This window comes from Bradyrhizobium xenonodulans (genome assembly GCF_027594865.1).
Taxonomy (GTDB): Bacteria; Pseudomonadota; Alphaproteobacteria; order Rhizobiales; family Xanthobacteraceae; genus Bradyrhizobium; species Bradyrhizobium xenonodulans.
The window spans coordinates 3,849,996-3,868,305 of sequence record NZ_CP089391.1 but is presented as its reverse complement, the minus strand read 5'-3'; the positions used below and the strand labels follow the sequence as shown (position 1 = coordinate 3,868,305).

20 protein-coding genes and 1 pseudogene are annotated in these 18,310 nt (G+C 64.5%); 5 read left to right on the top strand and 16 right to left on the bottom strand.

Annotated features, from left to right (window positions below; translation table 11 throughout):
• Positions 1-14 precede the first annotated feature (14 nt).
• Positions 15-758, top strand: a complete 744-nt coding sequence (locus I3J27_RS18070; protein ID WP_270171960.1) for an SDR family oxidoreductase — start codon at positions 15-17, stop codon at positions 756-758.
• Positions 759-771: 13 nt separating this feature from the next.
• Complete coding sequence (locus I3J27_RS18065) at positions 772-1,185, top strand: cupin domain-containing protein (protein WP_270171957.1); 414 nt, start codon at positions 772-774, stop codon at positions 1,183-1,185.
• 37 nt (positions 1,186-1,222) lie between these two features.
• Here the strand turns inward: I3J27_RS18065 and I3J27_RS18060 are convergent, their stop codons facing one another.
• The 9 genes and pseudogenes from I3J27_RS18060 to I3J27_RS18020 form a co-directional block, all read right to left on the bottom strand.
• On the bottom strand, positions 1,223-2,224 hold the full coding sequence (locus I3J27_RS18060) for a L,D-transpeptidase family protein (protein WP_270171955.1): 1,002 nt from the start codon (positions 2,222-2,224) through the stop codon (positions 1,223-1,225).
• A 98-nt stretch (positions 2,225-2,322) separates the two neighbouring features.
• Positions 2,323-2,538, bottom strand: a pseudogene (locus I3J27_RS18055) (glycosyltransferase family 4 protein); the annotation flags it as partial.
• Positions 2,539-2,672: 134 nt separating this feature from the next.
• A complete protein-coding gene (locus I3J27_RS18050) occupies positions 2,673-2,882 on the bottom strand; it encodes a hypothetical protein (protein WP_270171953.1) in 210 nt (69 codons plus the stop codon).
• A 138-nt stretch (positions 2,883-3,020) separates the two neighbouring features.
• The gene (locus tag I3J27_RS18045; RefSeq protein WP_270171951.1) at positions 3,021-4,025 is read right to left on the bottom strand and encodes a 4-hydroxythreonine-4-phosphate dehydrogenase PdxA; all 1,005 of its coding nucleotides are present in this window, start codon (positions 4,023-4,025) and stop codon (positions 3,021-3,023) included.
• The gene (locus tag I3J27_RS18040) at positions 4,022-5,572 is read right to left on the bottom strand and encodes a tripartite tricarboxylate transporter permease (protein ID WP_270171949.1); all 1,551 of its coding nucleotides are present in this window, start codon (positions 5,570-5,572) and stop codon (positions 4,022-4,024) included. The genes I3J27_RS18045 and I3J27_RS18040 overlap by 4 nt, the downstream gene beginning before the upstream one ends.
• An 11-nt stretch (positions 5,573-5,583) precedes the next feature.
• Positions 5,584-6,066 carry a tripartite tricarboxylate transporter TctB family protein gene (locus I3J27_RS18035; RefSeq protein ID WP_270171947.1) on the bottom strand — a complete coding sequence of 161 codons (483 nt, stop codon included), beginning with the start codon at positions 6,064-6,066 and terminating at the stop codon, positions 5,584-5,586.
• A gap of 208 nt (positions 6,067-6,274) precedes the next feature.
• Entirely contained in the window at positions 6,275-7,267 is a 993-nt protein-coding gene (locus I3J27_RS18030; protein ID WP_270171945.1) for a Bug family tripartite tricarboxylate transporter substrate binding protein, read from the bottom strand.
• Between the two features lie 45 nt (positions 7,268-7,312).
• Positions 7,313-8,572, bottom strand: coding sequence for a CaiB/BaiF CoA transferase family protein (locus I3J27_RS18025; protein ID WP_270171943.1), 1,260 nt, complete (start codon positions 8,570-8,572; stop codon positions 7,313-7,315).
• Between the two features lie 9 nt (positions 8,573-8,581).
• Positions 8,582-9,376: an enoyl-CoA hydratase/isomerase family protein gene (locus I3J27_RS18020; protein WP_270171941.1), complete on the bottom strand. Its 795-nt coding sequence runs from the start codon at positions 9,374-9,376 to the stop codon at positions 8,582-8,584.
• A 117-nt stretch (positions 9,377-9,493) separates the two neighbouring features.
• On the opposite strand from I3J27_RS18020, the gene I3J27_RS18015 reads away from it, so the two are divergent.
• The 3 genes from I3J27_RS18015 (at position 9,494) to I3J27_RS18005 (ending at position 11,853) form a co-directional block, all read left to right on the top strand.
• The gene (locus tag I3J27_RS18015; protein ID WP_270171939.1) at positions 9,494-10,159 is read left to right on the top strand and encodes a GntR family transcriptional regulator; all 666 of its coding nucleotides are present in this window, start codon (positions 9,494-9,496) and stop codon (positions 10,157-10,159) included.
• A 92-nt stretch (positions 10,160-10,251) separates the two neighbouring features.
• A complete protein-coding gene (locus I3J27_RS18010; protein ID WP_270171937.1) occupies positions 10,252-10,734 on the top strand; it encodes a bleomycin resistance protein in 483 nt (160 codons plus the stop codon).
• A gap of 147 nt (positions 10,735-10,881) precedes the next feature.
• Positions 10,882-11,853, top strand: a complete 972-nt coding sequence (locus I3J27_RS18005; protein ID WP_270171935.1) for an MBL fold metallo-hydrolase — start codon at positions 10,882-10,884, stop codon at positions 11,851-11,853.
• Positions 11,854-11,907: 54 nt separating this feature from the next.
• Here I3J27_RS18005 and I3J27_RS18000 read toward each other — a convergent pair whose 3' ends face one another.
• The 7 genes from I3J27_RS18000 to I3J27_RS17970 form a co-directional block, all read right to left on the bottom strand.
• A complete protein-coding gene (locus I3J27_RS18000; protein ID WP_370691962.1) occupies positions 11,908-12,273 on the bottom strand; it encodes an efflux RND transporter permease subunit in 366 nt (121 codons plus the stop codon).
• Positions 12,274-12,352: 79 nt separating this feature from the next.
• On the bottom strand, positions 12,353-13,219 hold the full coding sequence (locus I3J27_RS17995; RefSeq protein WP_270171933.1) for an alpha/beta fold hydrolase: 867 nt from the start codon (positions 13,217-13,219) through the stop codon (positions 12,353-12,355).
• A gap of 36 nt (positions 13,220-13,255) precedes the next feature.
• Positions 13,256-13,975, bottom strand: coding sequence for a haloacid dehalogenase type II (locus I3J27_RS17990; RefSeq protein WP_270171931.1), 720 nt, complete (start codon positions 13,973-13,975; stop codon positions 13,256-13,258).
• A gap of 94 nt (positions 13,976-14,069) precedes the next feature.
• Complete coding sequence (gene glpX / locus I3J27_RS17985) at positions 14,070-15,071, bottom strand: class II fructose-bisphosphatase (RefSeq protein ID WP_270171929.1); 1,002 nt, start codon at positions 15,069-15,071, stop codon at positions 14,070-14,072.
• A 96-nt stretch (positions 15,072-15,167) separates the two neighbouring features.
• Positions 15,168-16,484 (bottom strand): homoserine dehydrogenase, encoded by a 1,317-nt coding sequence (locus I3J27_RS17980; RefSeq protein ID WP_270171926.1) that lies wholly within the window; start codon positions 16,482-16,484, stop codon positions 15,168-15,170.
• A gap of 28 nt (positions 16,485-16,512) precedes the next feature.
• Positions 16,513-17,733: an LL-diaminopimelate aminotransferase gene (locus I3J27_RS17975; protein ID WP_270171924.1), complete on the bottom strand. Its 1,221-nt coding sequence runs from the start codon at positions 17,731-17,733 to the stop codon at positions 16,513-16,515.
• Between the two features lie 216 nt (positions 17,734-17,949).
• Positions 17,950-18,225, bottom strand: coding sequence for a hypothetical protein (locus I3J27_RS17970; RefSeq protein ID WP_270171922.1), 276 nt, complete (start codon positions 18,223-18,225; stop codon positions 17,950-17,952).
• Positions 18,226-18,310 lie beyond the last annotated feature (85 nt).

Genomic DNA, 18,310 nt, shown 5'->3' with positions numbered 1-18,310 from the left:
GAGGGAGACATGCCATGAAGATCGTCGTGATTGGTGGGACCGGATTGATCGGGTCCAAGCTCGTGGCGAAGTTGAAGCAGCAGGGCCAAGACGCCGTGGCAGCTTCGCCGAAATCCGGCGTGAATGCCGTGACCGGTGAAGGCCTCGCTGCGGCGCTGACGGGTGCCGATGTCGTCGTGGACGTCGCCAACGCGCCGTCCTGGGAGCCCGCCGCCGTGCTCGATTTCTTCCAGCGGTCGAGCAAGAACCTCGTCACGACGGAGGCGGCCGCGGGCGTGAAGCATCACGTGGCGCTGTCGATCGTGGGGACCGAGCGGTCTCCCGACAATGCGTATTTCCGTGCCAAGCTCGCCCAGGAGACCATCATCAAATCCGGCTCGGTCCCTTACTCGATCGTGCGCGCCACGCAGTTTTTCGAATTCCTCGGCGCCATTGCCGAAACGGCTGTGGTCCAAGGAAAGATCGTTGTCCCGTCCGCACAATTTCAGCCAATCGCCGCCGAAGACGTCGCTGATCGCCTCGCGGAGGTCGCAACGGGCCGGCCGCTCAACGGCACGATCGACATCGCGGGGCCCGAGAAAGCCCCCTTCAACGACTTCATCGCGCGCCGCCTGAAGGCGTCCGGTGACGCCCGGCCAGTGGTGGGAGACTCGAAGGCGCCGTATTACGGCGCCGCCATCGACGACACATCGCTGAACCCGCTCGGCGAGGCGCGGCTCGGAAAAATCCCGCTCGCAAGATGGCTCGCGAACCTCTGAGAAGGAGATCCCCATGCGTACATTGCTGGCCGCAACCGCGGTTTATGCCGCATCTATCCTGACAACGCACGCGGCCGAGCCGGCGCCACAGGCAAAAGTGTCGGTCGTGTTCGACCAGGCGCTGCCGAATGTGCCCGGCAAGAGCATGAAAGGCGTGCTGGTCGAGTATGGTCCCGGAGGCTCGTCGCCGGCCCACATCCACGCGCCCTCGGCCTTCATCTATGCCACGGTGCTGGAAGGCACGATCCGCAGCCAGGTCAATGACGGCCCCGCAAAAGTCTTTCACAAGGGCGAGAACTTCTTCGAAAAGCCCGGCGACCGCCATGCCGTCAGCGCCAATGCCAGCGACACCGAGCCCGCAAAGCTGCTGGCCGTGTTCGTGGTGGATACGGCCGACAAGGAGCTGACCACGCCAATCGTGAAGTAGCGCCGTGTCAGCGAGCGGCCGCCGACAGCCGCTTGCATCATGGGGAGCTCTCTGCAAACGCGACCGGCGTACCTTTCGACACGCTTGCTGCGACACGTTCGGCGTCCCAATTGGTGAGACGCACGCAGCCATGGGACTCCGCCTTGGATATCTTTTCGGGCGAAGGCGTACCGTGAATGCCGTAGCCTTCAGCGGACAGGTTGATCCACACCGTGCCGACCGGATTGTTCGGACCGGGCTTGATCGTGAAGGGCTTGCGGGAACGGACACCCTTGAAGTGATAGGCGGGATTGTAACGGTAATAGGGATTGCGGCTAATCTCCGTGATCTTGAGCGTGCCCGAAGGCGAAGGCTTCTCTTCGCTTCCGACGGTCGCCGGATAAAATCCGATCAGCGCATTCGACTTGTCGAACAGCTTCACCGTCTGCCTGACCTTGTCGACCTCGACCCTATCGGCCTTGGCGGGTGCGCCGCCGCCCCCGCTGGAGGTGTCCACCACAACGATGCTGTCGCCGGCACGATCGAAGTGCCGTCCCGGGTTGAGCGCGATCAACAATTGCTCGCTCATGTGAAATTTCTCGGCGAGCGCCTCGCGCGGGCTGGTGAAACCAAGCTTCGGGATTTCCTTCATGTCCTCCATTTTTGACGGCAGCTTGCGCAGGAACGGGCCCGCCACGTCCTGCTCCATGACCGTGTAGGTCGCCATCACAGGCCGACCGTCCGCCTGCATCATCGCCTTCCAGACATCCTCTGTCAGGACGTCCGAGCTCGGTAATTGCCGTGCTTCCGCATAGGCTCGCAGTGCCTTCTTGGCATTCTCTCCGAACCTGCCGTCGATCTCGCCGGGCGAGAAGTGCGCCCTGTCCAGAAGGACCTGCAGCCGTACCCCCGCCGGGGTTGGTTTTTCATTCGAGAGCGTCTTCTTCGATGGCTGGGCGGAATTGATGGCGTCCGCGGTCATCTCGGCAGCGAACACTGGCGGGGCCGCCAGCGCGAAAAGAAGAAAGACGAAAATCTGCCCCGCTTTTCCGAGCGACATCGCCGTGTCCTTTCACATTTCTGCCGGCTCTTTGTTGAATTCCCGAGCTGCGGCGGCAGCCAGCCTGCGGTACTGGTCTTCGTATTGTCTCGCCATTCGGCTCGCGGAGAAGCGCTCCTCGAGTCGGGCGCGCACCTTCCGTGCCAGACCGGATGAAGCTTGCCGTTCGTCCAGGAATCGCCACTCGCAAACAGCGTAACCTCGTGGCCGAGTTCGACCAGCCCATCCACCAGCCAGGCCACGACCCGCTCGGTGCCGCCGTAGAGCTTCGAAGGGACGCTTTCGGCCAGGGGAGCAAGCTGAGCGATGCGCATGGAAGCCTCCCGCTAAACCGCCGCACGCACGATCAGCACGATCGCGGCGGACAGAAGGTTCGAAATTGCGAGCAGCGTCCAATTCGGCCTGGCACTTGCGGCCGCGACCCGGCAGACGAGCCCCTCCATGAGCCTCAACATTCGTCGTCGGGAAGCCGATCGAGGTAGGCAATCCCGAATCCCGTCAGTTCTTCGGCATCGCTCTCGCCCGCTTCCCATCTCCCGTGCAGATGACGCTCGAGCAGGCAACGACGACTATCCGCGGCATCGACGTGGCGATGCCGGGCCCGGTAGACGGACCAAGCAATATCCACCGCCATTCGTAGCGGGTCGTCGTCGACCATGTTGCAGCTCCGGGATGGAGACGTTCATGGGACGGCAACTCTTGACGACGACGGAAGTTTCTACTTTTTCCCGGAACGCCTGAAGCTGCGCGCGACCGGCAGAGGCACAATCAAGCGTCCTCCTCCCATCGGAGGAAATCAAGCGACGCGCCGCGCCGCCATCTCCGCCGCGAGCAGCAGCGCAGCCCGGCTCGCACCGATGGACGCGACACCCTGCCCGGCAATGTCATAGGCCGTGCCGTGCGCGGGCGTGCAGATCGGGAATGGGAAACCGCCGAGCAAGGTCACGCCGCGATCGAAGCCCATCAGCTTCATCGCGATCTGGCCCTGGTCGTGGTACATGGTCAGCACCGCATCGAATGAGCCAGCCTTGGCGCGGAGGAACACGGTATCGGCGGGAAACGGCCCCTCGGCGGCGATGCCTTCGCGCTGGCCGGCCGCAACCGCCGGGGCAATGATGTCGATCTCCTCGCGGCCAAAATTGCCGCCATCGCCGGCGTGCGGATTGAGCCCGGCGACCGCGATGCGCGGCCGCGCAAAGCCGGCATTGCGCATGCAGGCGTCGGTCAGCTCAAGCGCGCGAAGGATGCGTTCGCTGGACAGCTTTGCTGCGACGTCCTTCAGCGGAATGTGCGAGGTGACGCGCGCGTTCCAGAGCCGGTCGAGCACGTTGAATTCGCTGGCGGGAGTCTTGAGCCCGACCACCTCGGCGGAAAACGCGATCTCGTCGTCATACTCGGCGCGGGCCAGCCGCATCGCCTGCTTGTTGAACGGCGTGAAGCAGACGGCATCGACGCGGCCGTCGCGACCGAGCTCGAGCGCATGCTTGTAGTTTGCCAGCGCGAATTTTCCGCCGGCGAGGGTCGCCGTCTTCGGTTCGACGTCTTGGGGATCGAGATGGCCGAGATCGACGAACAACAGCTCTCCCTTCGCTGCCTGAAGGTCGCTCCCCTGCTTCACCACCGTTAGCTCCGGCTTGACGCCGGCGATGCGGGCGCCCGCGTCGAAGATGCGGCGGTCACCGATCACGACGATCCGGCCGCAGGCGCGAATATCGTCCTGCACCACGAGCTTTGCGGTCAGCTCGGGACTGATACCGGCGGGATCTCCCATCGCCAGCGCAATCAGCGACTTCGCGGTCATATGATCACCTTCTCTCGAGTTGTCTCTTGGGTCGTCGTCTCGTCGGTGGATGGCGCGGGCTTGCGGAAGACACGCGCAAACTGAAGCACCAGCGGAAGCAGCAACAGCACGATGCCGCCCACCACCAGGCACGTCACCAGCTTGTTGGCAAAGAAGATCCCCAGCGATCCCCTGGAGATCAGCATCGATTGCCGGAACGCATCCTCGGCCTTGTCGCCGATCACGATCGCGAGGACGAGCGGCGCCAGCGGATAGAACAGTTTCTTGAAGAGATAGCCGACGATCCCGAAGCCGAGCATCATGACGACGTCGAGATAGGAGTTCGACACCGAATAGGCGCCAACGACGCAGATGATCACGATCAGCGGCGCGATGATCACGAAGGGAATCCGCATCAGGGCGGCGAAGACCGGAACGGTCAGCAGCACCAGCGCGACCGCGACGATGTTGCCGACATACATCGAGGCAATCAGGCCCCAGACAAAGTCCTTCTGGTCGACGAACAGCATCGGTCCGGGGTTGAGTCCCCAGATCATCAGGCCGCCCATCATCACGGCCGCGGTTGCCGAGCCGGGAATGCCGAGCGAGAGCATCGGCAGCAGCGCGCTGGTGCCGGCGGCATGATCGGCCGTCTCCGGCGAGATGATGCCTTCGACCTCGCCGGTGCCGAAATAGCGGCCGCGGCGCGAGAAGCGGCGGGCAATGCCATAGCTCATGAAGGATGCCGCGGTCGGGCCGCCCGGCGTGATCCCCATCCAGCATCCGATCGCCGCGCTGCGCAGCAGCGCCACGCCATGCCGCGGCAGCCGGCCGACCGCACGAAACACCTCGCGCCAGTCGATTTTCGATGACACCGCGCGGGCATGAAACTCCTCCTCGACGGCGACCAGCAGCTCGCCGATGCCGAACAGGCCCATCACCGCGACGACGAAGTTCACGCCCTTGACCAGCTCGTCCACGCCCATGGTGAGGCGGACGCTGCCGGACACCGTGTCGATGCCGATCGCGGCGATCGCAAAGCCGATGGCGAGTGCCACGACGGTCTTGACCGGCGCCGCGCCGCCCATGCCGACGAAGCTGGCAAAGGCCAGGAAATAGACCGCGAAATATTCAGCCGGTCCGAAGGCGAGCGCGACCTGCGCCACCCAGGAGGCCAGGAAGGTGATCAGGATGACGCCGATCAGCGCGCCGAACGCCGCCGAGCCGAAGGCGGTCGCGAGCGCCGTGGTCGGCCGGCCGTCACGCGCCATCGGGTAGCCGTCGAAGGTGGTTGCGACGGACGACGGCTCGCCGGGGATGTTGAACAGGATCGAGGTCACGGAGCCGCCGAACAGCGCGCCCCAATACATGCTGGAGAGCAGGATGATCGCCGAGACCGGCTGCATGCCGAAGGTCAGCGGCAACAGCAGCGACACCCCGTTCGGCGCGCCCAGCCCCGGCAGCACACCGACGAGAATGCCGAGCAGCACGCCGACCGCCATCAGCAGCAGATGCGGCACGGTGACCGCGATGGTGAAGCCGTGCAGGAGTTCCTGGAGATTATCCATCGACCGCTCCGTCAGAAGCCGAGCGCGGCAGCGAGCGCGCCGTGCGGCAGGCTGACCTGGAACATGCGCTCGAACACGACGTAGAGTGCGAGCGCCGTGGCCGCCGCCATACCCAGCGCACGCGGCACGGATTGATGCCGGGGGATTGCGAGCACCGCGAAGACATAGAGCGACGAGGCGACATACATCCCGGCCAGCGGGATCGCGGCCACGAAGATCGCCGCCGGCACGAACAGGCCGGCGAGACGGCGCAGCTCAAGCGGTGTGATGGCGATGGGAACGCTGGCGAGCGTTGCAGCCGGCAGCACACCTCGCACCAGATTGGTGAGGCTTCCGAGCACGATGATGATTCCGGTCAGGAACGGGAACGTGCCGGCATCCACGCCCGCGCTCGACCAGCCGATGCCGTTGTCGAGGCTGGAGACGACGACGGCCATACCAAAGCCGCCGGTGAGGACAGCGGTCGCAAGTTCGAGCGCGCGGCGCGAGATCATGGCGCGATACCTCTGAAGGCATGGGCTGTCTCAAGCGATAGCGGCGAGCGCGCCGAACGAACTCGGCCTGCATGGTTCGAGACGCCCGCTTTGGCGGGCTCCTCACCATGAGGGACTGATATCTCGCCGCAACGCGCGACCTCATCCTGAGGGCCCGCCGCAGGCGGGCGTCTCGAAGGATAGCCGCAGGCGATGTGCCCGCCCCGCCTCACTTGACGAGCCAGCCCTGCTCGCCCGCAACCTGCTTCACGTGTTCGAGGTCGTCCTTGATGAACTTGTCGAGCTCGGCGCCGGTCAGGAAGGTGTCGACCTGGGAAGTCTTCTCGATGTAGTCCTTCCATTCCGGCGTCGCCTGCACCTTCTTCATGAGGTCGACATAGAACGCGGACTGATCCGGCGTCACCTTGCCGGGCAGCCACACCGTGCGCGGCTGCTCGTATTGCTTGATGTCGAGCCCCTGCTCGACGCAGGTCGGCACGTCGCTCCAGCCCTCGGTCGCGGTGACCTTCGGACCCTGCGGCAGCCGCTTCGGGCTGAAGACACAAAGCGGCCGCTGCGTGCCGCCACGCCACTGCCCGAGGCTCTCGCTGGGATTGTTGACGTGGGAATCGAGGTGTCCGCCGGCGAGCTGCACGGCGGTCTCGGCGCCGCTCTTGAAGGGGATGTAGGTCAGCTTGACCTTGCCGGCCTTCTCGATCATGCGCGTCAACACCTCGTCGGTGTCCTTGGACTGCGCGCCGCCCATCTTGAATTCACCGGATGCGGCCGCCTTGAGATAGTCGCCTGCCGTCTTGTAGGGCGCGTCCTGCTTCACCCAGAGCAAGAACTCGTCCTGCGCCATCGCCGCGATCGGGGTGAGATCGGTGTAGTTGAAGGCGACCTTGGAGACGAGCGGCTGCTGCCAGGCGTTCGAGGTGCCGAAGATCACCTTATGCGGATCGCCGGCGGACGCCTTGCCGTAGACATAGCCTTCCGCACCGCTGCCGCCGCCCTTGTTGACGACGACGATCGGCTGCTCCGTCAGCTTGTACTTGGTGACGATGTTCTGCACGGCACGCGCGAGATTGTCGGTGCCGCCGCCCGGGCCGGCAGTGGCGATGAACTCGATCGGCTTTTGCGGCTGCCAGGCGCTGAGCGCCGGCATCGTGCCGGCAAGCACGGAAGCGGCCGCGGAAAGCAGAAACGTTGACGTCCGACCCATGATTTCCTCCAGCTTTTGTTTGCTTTGTGTTGTGTCGATGCCGGCTCAGGCGACGCGTTCCTCGCGTCTTGCTGAGCCCAGGACGATCGCGCCTTCTTGTTCGAGCGCTTCGATCTGCTTCTGGTCGAACCCGTGCTCGGCCAGAACTTCGCTTGTGTGCTCACCATAGACCGGCGCGCCTGTCAGCACTTTCCCCGGGGTCTCCGAAAACTTCACGGGAAGACCGATCGTCTTGACGGGACCGAGCGTGGAGTGCTCGACCTCGACGACCATCTCGCGCGCCAGCGTCTGCGGATCGCTTAAAGCTTCCAGCATGTCGTGCACGGGTCCGCAGGGCACGCCCTTCTCGTCCAGTGCCGCCAGCCAATGCGCGCGCGATTTTGTGCGGAAACGCTCGCTTAAGACCGCTTCGAGCTGCGTCAGGTTCGCCATGCGGTCGGATCCGTTGACGAAGCGCGGATCGCCGGCAAGCTCGCTCGCGCCGAGCGCCTCCAGCATCAACAGCCAGTGCTTCTTGTTGGCGCCGCCGACCACCAGCCAGCCGTCGGAAGCCTCGAACGCCTGATACGGCGCGTTGAGCGGATGCGCCGAGCCCATCGCGCGCGGCGCAGTGCCCGCCGCCAGCGCGATCGTGGACTGCCAATAGGTCTGCACCAGCGCGGCTTCGAAAAGCGAGGTCTCGACCCATTGCCCCTCACCGGTCTTGAGGCGGTGCGTGTAGGCCGCGAGGATGCCCATGCTCGCGAGCAGTCCGGCGGTGATGTCCGACAGCGGCGGGCCGCATTTCACGGGCGGACCGTCGGGGCGCTCGCCGGTAAAGCTCATGATGCCGCTCATGGCCTGCGCGACGAGGTCAAATCCCCTGCGGTGCCTGTAGGGACCGGTGCGGCCGAAGCCGGACAACGAGCAGTAGATCAGCGACGGAAACTGCTGGTGTAGCGCCTCATAGCCGAAGCCGAGACGCTCCATCGCGCCCGGCGCAAAATTCTCGACCAGCACGTCGGCGTCCGCGATCAGCCGCCGCAGCACCTGCTTGCCGCCCTCGGTCTTCAGATCCAGCACGATGCCGCGCTTGTTGCGGTTCATCATCAGGAACGAGGCGGCCTCATCGCCGATCTTCGGCGGCACCGAATGGCGGGTGTCGTCGCCGTTCGGCGATTTCTCGATCTTGATGACGTCGGCGCCCATGTCGGCCAGCATCAGCGTGCAGGTCGGCCCAGCCATGACATGGGTGAGATCGACGACCTTGAGGCCGGCGAGCGGTCCCGACCGGCGGGAGGAGGATTGCGATCGATCGCTTTGCATCGGAGCGTCCTATTGACCGCGCCATTGCGGCGCGCGCTTGTTGAGGAAAGCATCGAGCCCTTCGCGAAAATCCTGGCTCGTGTAGCACATCAGGATGAGGTCCTCGCCCTCGTCCGGCATCAGCCGCCGTTGCAGGCGGGCGACGGCCTGCTTGGTCGCGGTCAGCGTCAGCGGCGCGTGACCGGCAAGCAGCCGGGCGACCTCCTCGGCGCGCTTGTCGAGCGCAGCAAGATCCTCGACGACCTCGCCGAGCAGCCCGACGCTTGCGGCCTCTTCGGCCTCGACGAGACGCGCGGTGAAGATCAGGTCCTTGACGCGCGCGGCGCCGATGAGCGCGGTGAGACGGCTGACATTGGACATCGACAGGCAATTGCCGAGCGTCCGGGCGATGGGAAATCCGATCTTCGCGCTTCTGGTGCCGATGCGGAGGTCACAGGCGGCGGCAATGCCCGCGCCGCCCCCGGTGCAGAACCCGTTGATCGCCGCGATGGTCGGCACCCGGCACTGCTCCAGCGTGGTCAGCACACGGTCGATCCGGTTCTCGTAGTCGATGGCGTCCTGCGGCGTGTTGAACGCGCGGAACTGGTTGATGTCGGTGCCGGAAGCGAAGGCCTTGTCGCCGGCCCCGCGCAGCACCAGCACCTTGAGGGAGCGATCGTCGTTGGCCGCCTCGCAGATCGCCGCGAGGCGCTCGTACATGGCGAAGGTGAAGGCGTTGCGGGCCTGCGGGCGGTTGAAGGTGATCCGCCCGATGCCATCCTTGCATTCAAAAACGAGGTCGTCCGCCTCCGGTGCCCTGTCCATTTCCTCATGTCCTCTTGTTTTCTGCATTTTTGAATGCAAAAATTCAGATATTCAAGCTATAATTTCGTCTCATGAGCCTATTTCTCAATTTTTGCATGCAAAACAGAGATCGATCCCATGCTTCATGAGGAGGTCGTCGGCCGCATCCGCGCCATCCTGCTCGACGGCGAAATCACGCCGGGCGCGCGAATTCCCGAACGCGAGCTGTGCGATCGGCTCCAGATCTCGCGCACGCCGCTGCGCGAGGCGCTGAAAGTGCTCGCCGCCGAAGGGCTCGTGCAGCTACTGCCGCATCGCGGCTCGCGCGCGGCAAAGCTGACCGACAAGGACATGCGCGACCTGTTCGAGGTCTGCCAGGGGCTGGAAGCCCTCGCCGGCGAGCTCGCCTGCGAGCGCATCACCGATGCCGAGCTCGACGCGATCGCGGCCGCGCATGCGGACATGGTGCAGCATTATCGCGAAGGCGATTTGATCCAGTACTACCGCGGCAACCGCGCCATCCACGAGGCCATCGTCGCCGCGGCCGGAAACCCCGCGCTCGCGGGGCTGTATGCGTCCGTGACCGCGCGCATTCGCCGCGCGCGTTACGTCACGCCGATGACGCCGCAACGCTGGGCGCTCGCCGTGAAGGAACACGAGGCGATCCTCAACGCGCTCCAGCGCCGCGACGGTGCCGGCCTCTCCCACATCCTGCGCGCGCATCTGCGCCACAAGCGCGAAGAGGTGCTGCAGGCGGGCTTTGCCGAAACGGAAGGCAACGACCTCACGCTGAAGATCGCATGAGACATCCGTTCGACGATCCGGCTTCTATCCATCGTGCCGTTTCGCTGCCATAACCGCCTCGCACATCGATCACGACTTCAGGCCAGGCCGCAATGTCCGACCCGCTGCTCTCAGATCCCGTCGCGCGCGCGACCTCCGACAGCACGGGAAGCGCGCCGCAAGGCGGCTTTGCCGATCTCGTCCCCGAACTCGGCGTTTCCAGCATTCAAGCCAGCCTGTCGTTCTGGCGGGACCTGCTCGGCTTCGAAATCGCTTATGACCGCCCCGATGCACGGTTTGCCTATCTCGTCAGGGGACGTTTGCAGGTGATGCTTTGCGAGTTGAACCGACGCTGGGAGACCGCCGAGATGCAGCGTCCATTCGGACGTGGCGTCAATTTCCAGATGGTCGTCGATCGCATCGATCCGATGCTGAAGACTCTCGGCGACGCCAGCTGGCCGCTCTACGAGCAGCCGAACGAAGCCTGGTACCGGGTCGGCGAGCTCGAATGCGGCCAACGCGAATTCCTCGTCCAGGACCCGGATGGTTACCTCGTGCGCTTCGTCGAACGGCTGGGGACGCGCGCGCCATCGTGACGTCAAAAGATTCGTGCGCTCCTGCCGCAACGCGCGGTCAGCAGACACAATCGCGACACATTCATTCGCAGCATCCCCACTGCCGGCCTCAGGCCGAACATGACGCGCGAAAACTCGCGCAGATCAAAAGAAAAGTGGAGGAAACGCATGACACTCGATGTCTCACGTCGGTCCCTACTCGCCCTCGGAGCTGGCCTTGGTGCCAGTGCCATGTTCGGCAGCAGCGCGATGGCGCGGGCTCCCAAACTCGGCACTCAGACTCCCTACTGGCACCGCTTCGTTCTCGGCGATGCCGAGGTCACCATTGTCTCCGACGGGCCGCTGCCGCTCGGCGATCCCTCCGGGACCTTCACCGGCGTTCCCAAGGAGGAGGTGAAGAAGATGTTGGCGGACAATTTCCTGTCGCCGGACAATGTGGTGCTCGAGCAGAATTCACCGATCGTGAACACCGGCGACAAGCTCATCCTCTTCGATACCGGCATGGGCAGCTCCAAGATGTTCGGCGCCACCACCGGACGGCAACAAAAGAGCATGACCGAGGCCGGCATCAAGCCGGGGGATATCGATGCGGTGGTGTGCTCGCATGCCCATATCGACCATATCGGCGGCATCGTGGACGACGGCGGCAAGCCGCTGTTTCCGAACGCGCAGATCTACATCTCGCAGACCGATTTCGACTTCTGGACCGATGAAGGCAAGCTCGGCAGTCCGGCCAAGGACTTCGTGGTTCACGCCCGCAAGAACCTGCTGCCGGTCCGCGACCGCATCGTGTTCTTCAAGGACGGTCAGGAATTCTTGCCCGGCGTGCAGGCGATCTCGGCGCCCGGTCATACCGTTGGCCACACCATCTTCATGGTCTCGTCGGCCGGCAAGTCGTTTGCCTTCCTCGGCGACCTCTCGCACCATTCCGTGCTGCTGCTGGAGCGGCCGCGGATGGAATTCTCCTACGACACCGATCCGAAGCAGGCGGCTGAATCGCGCGTCAAATTGCTGACCATGCTTGCGGCCAACAAGACGCCGGTGATGTCCTATCACTTCGCCTGGCCCGGCTACGGCCATGTCGCCAAGGCCGGAGAGGGCTTCCATTATTATCCCGAACCGATGCAGATGACGTTGTAGTTCGTCAGATCAAATCCGGGCGGCGCACGCGCCGTCCGGATTCATGGTGCCCGTCTATTCCGCGAGCTCCGCGGCCGTTGGAGGATTCGAGGTGGCCGTCTCCGTTCGCCCGCCGGGGAATATCCCCTTCACCAGAATGAACAGCGCGGGGACGAAGAAGATGCGCAGCACGGTTGCCGCGATCATGCCGCCGGCGAGCCCGATGCCGACCGCGTTCTGGCTGGCGGAGCCCGCCCCGGTCGCCACCGCCAGCGGCAGCACGCCGAGGATGAAGGCGAGCGACGTCATCAGGATCGGGCGCAGGCGCTGCCGCGCCGCGTGCGGCGTGGCGTCGACGAGATTGCGTCCGGCGGCGATCTGCTCGCAGCTATTGCGCGTATCGAAGACGGCATGCCGCAGGCCGATGACGCTGCCGGACACGATGGGCGAAGCGGGCGGCGTCGACGAGACGGCGCCTAAAGCGTGATGAGATTAAGACGAACCGTCATCGTTCCTGCGCTTACTGCTTCGGGGTCTTGCTGGGCAGCTTGCGCGAGAAATTGACAATTGCCGAAGCAATTGCTTCCGGCTGCTCGGGCAGCATGGCATGGCCTGCGCCGTCGATATCGACCAATTCGACGCGATCACCCATTTCGTCTTTCATCATGTGGCCGTTCGCAGGCGGCGCTACCGCATCCTGCAATCCCTGGATCACCAGGAGCGGAGTCGTCGAACCGGCATTCCACCAGCCCTCGACGGGGGTCGCGCGCAACGCCGACATCTGGACCTTCGATACGTCAGGATACCATCCCTCGCGCCAAACGTTCGCGTCGTTGCCCGGGGCAAAGAACGCGAATTTCACGTCCTGCATCCGCTTCTCGATCGGTTGATCGAGGCGAAAGCTGCCAGCCAAGGCTTCCTGCGCACCGGGCTTGAGCGGAGCCTTGCCTCCCGCGGCGACCATGATCATGGCCCGGACCAGGTCCGGGCGATCAGATGCAAGCGTCCGTCCGACCCGTTGTCCAAAAGCGTGACCGATTGCAATGACGGGCTTGGCACCGAGGGACTCGATGACCGCTGCGACATCCGCAGCGAGATCATGCAATGTGACACCATTGGTCGGGCCGGTGCTCTTGCCGATCCCACGCGGCTGCGGACGAACAGCCGTGAACCCTGATGCAACCAGACGATTTGACAAATCATCGAAGTCGGAAGCGCCGCGCCCCAGCGATGCGATCATCAAGATGACGGGACCGTTGCCGTCGATCTGAAAGTCGACCTGGCCGCCCGATTTGGTGGAAATCACCCGCTCCTCGGCATGTGCAGCGACGAGAGTATTCATCAGGGCTGCGATTCCAGCGACGATCAAAGACACTGATTGCTTCATCTGACGTCTTCCGGAGTTCAGGAGCCTGGTACGCCGCTAGCACCCCAACTTGTCGGCAACCCCACCAAAATCCTTGGCGACGACGTCCCAGTTGCCGGTCGCCTCGAAGTCGACCTTCTGCAGCGGGCCATACTCTGTCGGTCTTGCGACGAACGCCGTCTTCAGCCCGTTCTTCTGGGCGGCGGCGAGGTCGCCGTTGTGGGCGGCGACCATCATCACCTCTTCCGGCTTCAGGCACAGCAGCCTTGCTGCGCCAAGATAGGTCTCGGGATCGGGCTTGTAGTGCTCGAACAGCTCGGCCGACATGACGAGGTCCCACGGGAGGCCTGCGAACTTCGCCATGTTGGTGAGCAGCGCGACATTGCCGTTCGACAGCGGGGAGATCACGAACTTCGTCTTGAGGCGCGTCAGGCCTGCGACGCTGTCGGGCCAGGGATTGAGGCGATGCCAGCCCTTGGTGAGGTAATCGAGATCGGCTTCGGTCAAGCCCTTGATCGCGAACTGCTCGACCAGCTTTTCCAGCGAGCGGCGATGCAGGTCGTCGAGCATGACATAACCACGCTCGGGATGCTGGCGCACGTCGTCCATCGAGGCCATGTACATGCCGCGCCAGCCGTCGACCAGGGCGGTCCAGTCGGCACTGATGCCGCGGCCCCTCGCCCACCACATGAAGTCGGTGATCAGGCTGGTGCGCCAGTCCACGACCGTACCGAACACGTCGAAGACGAGGGCTTTGACGGCGGAGAGATCGGACATGGCGCTTCCCTCTTATTGTTCTTTTTGTATTGTTCTTTTTGTCATTCCGGGGCGCGCATTGCGGTGTCCCGTCGCCCCGGAATGAGGGAGCGCGTCAGTCCAGATGGAACTTCGCGAGCTCGCGGTGCTCGGCCTTGATGTAGCGCACGGTGCCGGTCACCGAGCGCATCACCACCGTCTCGGTCTCGATCACGCCGTCCTTGCGGAACTTGACGCCGGAGAGCAGTGAGCCCGTGGTGACGCCGGTGGCGGCGAACAGGCAGTCGCCGCGCGCCATGTCCTCGATGCCGTAGATCATCTTGGGATCGTTGACGCCCATCTTGGCGGCGCGCTCGCGCTTCTCGTCGGAATCGAGGATCAGGCGGCACTGCATCTGGCCGCCGATGCAACGCAGCGCCACGGCCGCGAGCACGCCTTCCGGCGCACCGCCGGTGCCGAGATACATGTCGACGCCGGTGTTGTCGGGGTCGGCGCAATGGATCACGCCGGCGACGTCGCCATCGGTGATCAGGCGCACGGCAGCCCCGGTCGAGCGCACGCTCTCGATGATGCTGGCATGGCGCGGACGGTCGAGCACGAGAACGGTGATGCCTTCGGGCTTGACGCCCTTGGCCTTGGCGAGGCGGCGGACGTTGTCGGCAGGGCTCGCATCGAGATCGACGACGCCCTTGTCGTAGCCGGGACCGATCGCGAGCTTCTGCATGTAAACGTCGGGCGCATGCAGCAGCGTGCCGCCGTCGGCCATCGCCATCGTGGCGATCGAGCCCGGCATGTTCTTGGCGCACAGCGTGGTGCCCTCGAGCGGATCAACCGCGATATCGACTTCCGGACCGGCGTTCACGCCGACCTTCTCGCCGATGAAAAGCATCGGCGCCTCGTCGCGCTCGCCCTCGCCGATCACGATGGTGCCCTGGATCGGCAGCTTGTTAAGCTCGCGCCGCATGGCGTCGACGGCAGCCTGGTCGGCCGCCTTCTCCTGGCCGTGCCCGCGCAGCCGCGCCGAAGACACCGCCGCCCGCTCCGTCACGCGCACGATCTCCAGCGTGAGAATGCGCTCGAGCAGTGCTTGCGGCGGGACTGAAATATGGGTCGACATCGGCTAACTCCTTCGAAACGGTTTTGGACAGAGGTCTCTGTCCGCATCAACTCGCAACATCAGCGGTTCGTTCAAACCGCATCCCGTGCTTCACGCTCAGTTCTTCTCGATCCGGATCACCTGCGGCCGCCCGCTGATCACCTTGTCCTTCTGCACGGCGGCGAGTGCGCGGCGCACCGCGTCCTCATGCGTGGCGTAGGTGATCAGGATGACGGGCACGGGGACCGCCTTGCCGTCACTGGGGGCAGCGCCGCCATTGGGATGACGCTGCACGATCGATTCGATCGAGATCTTCTGTTCTGCGAGCCGGGTCGCGATCGCAGCCGCAGTGCCCGGGAAATCGCGCGCCAGGAGGCGAATGTAGTAGCCGCCCTCGTGGCGCTCCATCGGCGCCTTCTTGGTGTCGCGGAGCTGCGCAATCGGCCGGCCGAACGGATTGGCGCGGATGCCGCGCGCGACGTCGGCGATATCGGCGACCACGGCGGATGCGGTCGCCGCACCACCGGCACCGGGGCCGACCAGCGTGATCGGCGGAATGCCCTCGCCATCGATCGTGACCGCATTGGTGACACCCATCACCTGCGCGATCGATGAGGATTTTGGAACCATGGTCGGATGCACGCGCTGCTCGATGCCCTTGGCGGTGCGAACCGCAACGCCGAGCAGCTTGAGCCGGTAACCGAGATCGTCGGCCGCACGGAGATCTTCCGGTGCAATGGATGAGATACCTTCGACATACACAGCGCTTTGAGCAACTTTCGTGCCGAAAGCGAGGCTGGCGAGGATCGCGAGCTTCTGCGCGGTGTCGTGGCCGTCCACGTCGAAGGACGGATTGGCTTCGGCATATCCCAGCCGCTGCGCATCCTTGAGGCATTCGGCGAAGGACAGCCCCTCCTGCTCCATCCGGGTCAGGATGTAATTGCAGGTGCCGTTGAGGATGCCGTAGACGCGATCGATGCCGGTTCCGGCAAGACCCTCGCGTAACGTTTTGATGACAGGGATCGCCGCTCCGACCGCTGCCTCGAAATTCAGCGCGCCGCCGTGCTTTTCGGCGGCCTTGGCGAGCTTGAGGCCGTGCTTGGCGAGCAATGCCTTGTTGGCGGTGACGACCGACTTGCCGCAGCCCAGCGCCGCCTCGACCGCGGAGAGCGCCGGATCGCCCGCGCCGCCCATCAGCTCGACGAAGCAGTCGATGCCGGGATGCGTGGCGAGCGCCATCGGATCCTTGGCCCATTCGACGCCGCGCAGATCGACACCGCGCTTCTTCGCTTTCGAACGTGCCGTGACGGCGACGACACGAATGCCGCGGCCGCTGCGGCCCGCGAGCACGCGCGCTTGCGTTTCGATCAAACGGACAACTTCGGCGCCCACGGTGCCGAGCCCCGCTATGCCCACTTTCAGGGGTGCAACCATGATGCTTTAGAGAACCTGCAGAAGAGAATTAGCGCCGATTGGCGAGCGGAACGACGTTGTGCAACGTTTCGATGCCGCTTTCAAGGAAGCGGCGCACGCCGCGGGCGGCCTGCCTGATCCGTTGCTCGTTTTCCACCATGGCGATGCGGACATATCCTTCACCATGCTCGCCGAAGCCGACGCCGGGCGAGACCGCGACGCCGGATTTCTCCACCATCAGGGTCGCGAACTGCATGCTGCCGACGCTGCGGAAGGCCTCCGGCAGCGGCACCCAGGCGAACATCGAGGCTTCCGGCGGCGGGATCTCCCAGCCGGCGCGGCCGAACGATTCCACCAGCGCGTCGCGCCGCTTGCGATAGGTCTCGCGCATCTCCTTGATGCAATCATCGGGGCCGTTCAGCGCGGCGGTCGCGGCGACCTGCACCGGCGTGAAGGCGCCGTAGTCGAGATAGGATTTGACGCGGGCGAGCGCCGCGATGACACGGTCATTGCCGACCGCAAAGCCCATGCGCCAGCCGGCCATCGAATAGGTCTTCGACATCGAGGTGAACTCGACGGTGACGTCGATCGCGCCGGGCACCTGGAGCACCGAAGGCGGCGGGTTGTTCTCATCGAAATAGACCTCGGCATAGGCGAGATCGGACAGGATCAGGATCTCGTGCTTCTTCGCAAAGGCGACGAGGTCCTTGTAGAAGTCGAGGCTCGCGACATAGGCGGTCGGATTCGAGGGATAGCAGACGACGAGCGCCAGCGGCTTCGGGATCGAATGCACGATCGCCCGCTCCACCGCCTCGAAGAATTGCGGCGTCGGCTCCGAGGGCACCGAGCGGATCACCCCGCCCGCCATCAGGAAGCCGAAGGCATGGATCGGATAGCTCGGGTTCGGACAGAGGACGACGTCGCCCGGCGCGGTGATCGCCTGCGCCACGTTGGCAAAGCCCTCCTTCGAACCGAGCGTCGCCACCACCTGGGTGTCGGGGTTGAGCTTCACGCCAAAGCGGCGGGCGTAGTAGCCGGCCTGCGCCTTGCGCAAACCGTTGATGCCGCGGGAGGCCGAGTAGCGATCGGTGCGCGGCTTGCCGAGCGTCTCCTTCAGCTTCTCCAGCACATGCGCCGGCGCCGGCAGGTCCGGATTGCCCATGCCGAGGTCGATGATGTCGGCGCCGGCATTCCGCGCGGCCGCCTTGGCCCGGTTGACCTGCTCGAACACGTAAGGCGGAAGGCGGCGGATGCGGTAAAATTCTTCCATGGCTCTCTGGGCTCCGGGCAACCGGTCAGGACAGAATCGACAGGCGATGACGCCCGCCTCAAAGGCGGCCGCTCCTTGCGCGAAAATCGCTCAAAATCAAATACTTGGAGCGCATTTCGGCGACAAGGGCTGAACACCTTCGCCCTGACTCTCGGCTGAACTTAAGGTCTTTTTAGCACGGAGTGACGGGGGCGCCAGCGATTACCTTGCACCGCTTCATTTCGCGTCCTTGGCGGCGACCGCCTGGCGGTCGCGCGCGGCCGCAAGCTCGGCTTCGATCTTGGCGCGCTGGTCCGGCGGGATGACCGCCTGATCGCGATCCGGCGGCAGGTCGTGGACCGGCAGGTAGCTGCCGGGCTCCCTGGGGTGGGCCTGCGCGTCGGTGGGTGTGTAATCCGCCAGCTGACTCGAGCAGCCGCCCAAGGCAAGCGCCGCTATCACCAGCGCGCCATAGATCGGCAGCGACTTTTGCAGGTCCCTCAACGCCAACACCTGGGAAATCCCCTACTCGTCCCAACGCCAGGTTGACGGGAGCTTATCCCAACAACCTGCCCAAGCTCAAACCATTGCTGCCCAC